At 66.0% G+C, this 4,875-nt stretch carries 3 protein-coding genes; 2 read left to right on the top strand and 1 reads right to left on the bottom strand.

The annotated features are described in order from the left end of the window. Positions 1 to 48: 48 nt before the first annotated feature. Positions 49 to 2,319, bottom strand: a complete 2,271-nt coding sequence (locus ABZ281_RS38030; RefSeq protein WP_356662590.1) for a transglycosylase domain-containing protein — start codon at positions 2,317 to 2,319, stop codon at positions 49 to 51. 786 nt (positions 2,320 to 3,105) lie between these two features. Here ABZ281_RS38030 and ABZ281_RS38025 point away from each other — a divergent pair. Both ABZ281_RS38025 and ABZ281_RS38020 read left to right on the top strand, forming a co-directional pair. Continuing rightward, a complete protein-coding gene (locus tag ABZ281_RS38025; protein WP_356662589.1) occupies positions 3,106 to 3,789 on the top strand; it encodes a PadR family transcriptional regulator in 684 nt (227 codons plus the stop codon). Between the two features lie 44 nt (positions 3,790 to 3,833). Next, positions 3,834 to 4,875 (top strand): inositol-3-phosphate synthase (locus ABZ281_RS38020; protein ID WP_356662588.1); only part of this gene is annotated, 1,042 nt, incomplete at its 3' end.

The raw sequence follows: 4,875 nt of genomic DNA, 5'->3' as shown, positions 1-4,875 counted from the left end.
CATCGCGTTTCACGTGAAACACCCAAGCCGGGCGATCTGTCGACGGGGCTATCCCTCTGGGCCTCCGAAGATGCCTCCGTTGCCGTTGCCCCTGGTGTTGCCGCCATCCAGGTTCGTATCGGTTGGCGTGGGCTCGGTGGAAGCCCCTCCGTCTGTGCCTCCGTTGCCGGTGCTACCGCCGTTCTGCGCCCCACCGTCGTTCTCGCATCCGAAGAACCCACAGGTGTTGCTCGGTGTGGGCGACGGAGTCGTGCTCTCGGTGGGCGTGGGGCTCGGCGACTCGGTCACGGTCTCGCTGGGCTCCACGCTGGGCGTCGGCTTCGGCGACGGAGCACCCGCTTCGTCCTGGATGACGCCGATCTTCTCGGCCTCGGGGAAGCCGAGGTCGGGCTTGCCCTTGAGCACGGCCTTCATGTACTCGGTCCACACCTGCGTGGGGACGTCACCACCGTGGATGGACTTCTCACCCGCGGTGCCGTTCATGGAGAGCAACTTGGCACTCTTGGGGTCCTCACGGAACATCGCGACCGAGGTCGACAGCTGCTGGGTGTAGCCGACGAACCAGGCCGACTTGTTCTCGTCGGTGGTACCGGTCTTGCCGGCCGCGGTACGGCCCAGGGAGAGGGCCTTCTTACCCGTACCGTTCTGGATGACGTTCTCCAGAGTGTCGGTGACGTTGTTGGCCACGTTCTCGGGCATCGCCTGCGTGATCCTCGGCTTCTTGAAGCCGTCGATCTCCTGGCCGTTGAACTTGACGCTGGTCACCGAGTACGGGGCGGCCTGCTTGCCCGCCGCGGCGAACGTCGCGTAGGCGTCGGCCATACGAATCGCGCTGGGAGTCGACGTACCGAGCGCGAATGAAGCGTTGAGGCCGGCGAAGCTGCTGTTCAGGATGCCGGACTTCTCGGCCAGGTCGGCCACGTTCTTCATTCCCACGTCCATGCCGAGCTGCACGAACGGCGTGTTCACGGACTGCTCCATCGCCTTGCGCAAGGAGATGTAGCCCCAGGGGTAGGCGCTCTCGTTCTCCTGGAAGAACGGGGTGTTGTCCTTCTTCAGGACGTAGCTTCCGTCGTTGTTCTTGACCTTGAGATGGTCGTTGCCGTTGTACTTGCTCAGCGGCGAGAGGGGACCCTCGCTCCGGTAGGTGCCGTGCTCCATCGCGGCGGCGAGCACGAACGGCTTCCATGTCGAACCGACGGGGACACCCGAGGTGTCCGCGTTGTTGTTGAAGTGGCCGTTCTCGTACCCCGCGCCGCCGTAGAGCGCGACGATCGCGCCGTCCTTGGGCTTCACCGACGCAGCACCGAACTGGACGTGCTTGTCCAGCTCACGGTTCTTCGGGTCGAGCTTCTCCTTCTCGACCTTCTTGACGGCCTTCGCCAGCGCCTCGACGTTGCCCTTCTTGAAGGTCGTCTTGATCTGGTAGCCGCCCTGGTCGAACTGCTTCTCGGAGATGTTGGAGTGGCTCAGGACGTACTTCTTGGCCGTGTCCACCAGGTAGCCGATCTGGCCGGTCATGCCCTTGGACGCCTTGCGGGGGTCGGGCATGGGGTACTTCTTGATCGCATCCTGGTACTGCTGGTCCGTGATCCTCTTGTCGTTGTGCATCTGCTCGAGGATCCAGGCCCAACGGTCCTTGGACCGCTTGAGGTTCTTGTCCTTGCTCGCGTTCGTGTCGAGGCTTTCGTTGCCCGCGGGGTCGTAGTACGTCGGACCCTTGAGAAGCGCGGCGAGGAAGGCGGACTCGCTCGGAGTGAGGTATCGCGCCTCCTTGCCGTAGTAGGCCTGGGCGGCGGCCTGGATGCCGTACGCGCCGCGGCCGTAGTACGAGGTATTCAGGTATCCCTGGAGGATCTCGTCCTTGGAGAGCTTCGTGCCCACCTTGATCGAGATGAACATTTCCTTGAACTTACGGCTGACCGTCTGTTCCTGGCTCAGGTAGGTGTTCTTGACGAACTGCTGGGTGATCGTCGAACCACCCTGCGTGTCACCGCCCCGGGCCATGTTCGCCACGGCACGGGCGATACCCATGGGGTCGACACCGGAGTCCTGGTAGAAGCTCTTGTTCTCGGCCGAGATCACCGCCCACCGCATGGCTGGGGGGATCCGGTCGATCGTGACGTTCTGCCGGTTCTGCCCGCTGCCCGCCGCGACCATCTGGCTGCCGTCGGCCCAGTAGTAGACGTTGTTCTGCGACAGTGCCGCCGCGTTCTCCTCGTTGGGCACGCCCACCATGGCGTAGCCGATGCCCGCCACGGCCACCAGGCTGCCGAAGAAGGCGATGCCCAGGCCGGAGACGAGCTTCCAGGACGGCATCCAGCGCTGCCTGCCGTACTTGCCGGCCCGCGGATAGTCGATCAACCGCTTCCTGTCGGGAACGGCGGCGGCGCGGCCTCTGCCCCGTCCGGGCCCGTTCGGCCCGCCGGGGGCGGCACGCCGGCCACCTCGGGTCGGTTCGGCGCCTCTACGGCGGCCGCCACCCGTACTTCTCTGCGCCGCACGGCGGGCCTCGGCACGGCCGCCGTACTGACGCTCCTCACCCCCGGAGTCGTAGGAGTCCGACCCATAGGAGTCGGACGGAGACCCGGTGGCGCCTCGCGGTGCCGCACGACGGCCGGGGGACGAGCCGGACTGGCCGCGTCGGGCCGCGGCACGTCCGCCTCCCTGCGGCTGCGGCGGTTTGCGACGGTGCTCGCTCATCGAACGACTACTCCTCGGGCAGGCGCACCCCTGCGCGCCTGGAAACGGCGGCTAGTTTCCGGTCCCCCCGAAGTACGGATGCGGTCGGCTCCGCATTCATCGGTCCCGCATGCACCCGTACTACACCGAAGACGACGACGCTCACAGGCGTCACTCGGTTCCCGGTGATGTGCATGGCGCACAGACTACGCACCGCCAAAACCTGCCGAGCCCCGAAGTTCACCTCAAATCAGGCAACTCGCGTCGGATGAATCGGTGATGTGATCCCGTTCACCCGACCCGCTCTTGTCGCATCCGGAAGGCCGTTCTATCGTCGTGATGTATCGAGTCGATACATCAGCACGACACATCGGCCCGACACATCGGCCTGATACATGCGCACCGCGGCGAGGGGAGGCGACGATGAGCCGGCGTTCCGGGATCCTCGAGTTCGCCGTACTCGGCCTGCTCCGCGAGTCTCCGATGCACGGCTATGAGCTGCGTAAACGGCTCAACACATCGCTGGGCGTCTTCCGTGCGTTCAGCTACGGGACGCTCTACCCCTGCCTCAAGACGCTGGTCGCCAACGGCTGGCTGATCGAGGAACCCGGGAGCACCCCCGAGGAAGCCCTCGCCGCCCCCCTCACGGGGCGCCGCGCCAAGATCGTCTACCGGTTGACGGCGGAGGGTAAGGAGCACTTCGAGCAGTTGCTCTCGCAGACCGGGCCAGACGCGTACGAAGACGAAACCTTCGCAGCCCGTTTCGCCTTCTTCGGACAGACCTCACGCGATGTCCGCATGCGCGTGCTCGAGGGCCGCCGCAGTCGGCTGGAGGAGCGGCTGGAGAAGATGAGCGCGTCCCTGGCCCGGACCCGGGAGCGCCTCGACGACTACACGCTCGAGCTCCAGCGCCACGGGATGGAGTCCGTGGAGCGCGAGGTGCGCTGGCTGAACGAGCTCATCGAGAGCGAGCGGGCGGGGCGGGACCTCAAGGGTCCGGCCTCCGGAGAACCCGCATCGCGCGACACCACATCTGGAGCGTCGGGCGTCCTGCCCCGGCCGGGGGACGACCTCCGGCCGGATACGCCCGACGACACCGCCACGTGAGAGCCCACGCAGGGCCTCACTCGTACACACAGGGAGCAACCGCCATGGGTTCGGTTCGCGTAGCCATCGTCGGTGTGGGCAACTGCGCCGCATCGCTGGTGCAGGGAGTCGAGTACTACAAGGACGCCGACCCGGCGTCCAGGGTGCCGGGCCTGATGCACGTCCAGTTCGGCGACTATCACGTCAGCGACATCGAGTTCGTCGCCGCGTTCGACGTGGACGCCAAGAAGGTCGGTCTCGACCTCGCGGACGCCATCGGCGCCTCCGAGAACAACACCATCAAGATCTGCGACGTGCCCAGCACGGGTGTCACGGTGCAGCGCGGCCACACCCTCGACGGCCTCGGCAAGTACTACCGCGAGACCATCGAGGAGTCCGCCGAGGAGCCGGCCGACATCGTCCAGGTCCTCAAGGACAAGCAGATCGACGTCCTCGTCTGCTACCTGCCCGTCGGCTCCGAGGACGCGGCGAAGTACTACGCGCAGTGCGCCATCGACGCCAAGGTCGCCTTCGTCAACGCCCTTCCGGTCTTCATCGCCGGCACCAAGCAGTGGGCGGACAAGTTCACCGAGGCGGGTGTCCCGATCGTCGGTGACGACATCAAGTCGCAGGTGGGCGCCACCATCACGCACCGTGTGATGGCGAAGCTGTTCGAGGACCGGGGCGTCGTCCTGGACCGCACGATGCAGCTGAACGTCGGCGGCAACATGGACTTCAAGAACATGCTCGAGCGCGACCGCCTCGAGTCGAAGAAGATCTCCAAGACGCAGGCCGTCACCTCCCAGATCCGCGACCGCGACATGGGCGAGGGCAACGTCCACATCGGCCCGTCCGACTACGTCGCCTGGCTGGACGACCGCAAGTGGGCCTATGTCCGCCTCGAGGGCCGCGCCTTCGGTGACGTCCCGCTGAACCTGGAGTACAAGCTCGAGGTCTGGGACTCCCCGAACTCCGCCGGCGTCATCATCGACGCCCTGCGCGCCGCGAAGATCGCCAAGGACCGCGGCATCGGCGGTCCGATCCTCTCCGCGTCGAGCTACTTCATGAAGTCCCCGCCCGTGCAGTACTTCGACGACGAGGCCCGCG

Source organism: Streptomyces sp. NPDC006265 (genome assembly GCF_040613555.1).
Taxonomy (GTDB): Bacteria; Actinomycetota; Actinomycetes; order Streptomycetales; family Streptomycetaceae; genus Streptomyces.
This window is presented reverse-complemented; position numbering and strand designations above follow the sequence as displayed.

What these genes read in the sequence shown, in the direction of transcription:
- ABZ281_RS38030 (WP_356662590.1), bottom strand. Translation starts at nt 2,319, where the DNA reads ATGCCGTCCTGGAAGCTCGTCTCCGGCCTGGGCATCGCCTTCTTCGGC.
- ABZ281_RS38025 (WP_356662589.1), top strand. Translation starts at nt 3,106, where the DNA reads ATGAGCCGGCGTTCCGGGATCCTCGAGTTCGCCGTACTCGGCCTGCTC.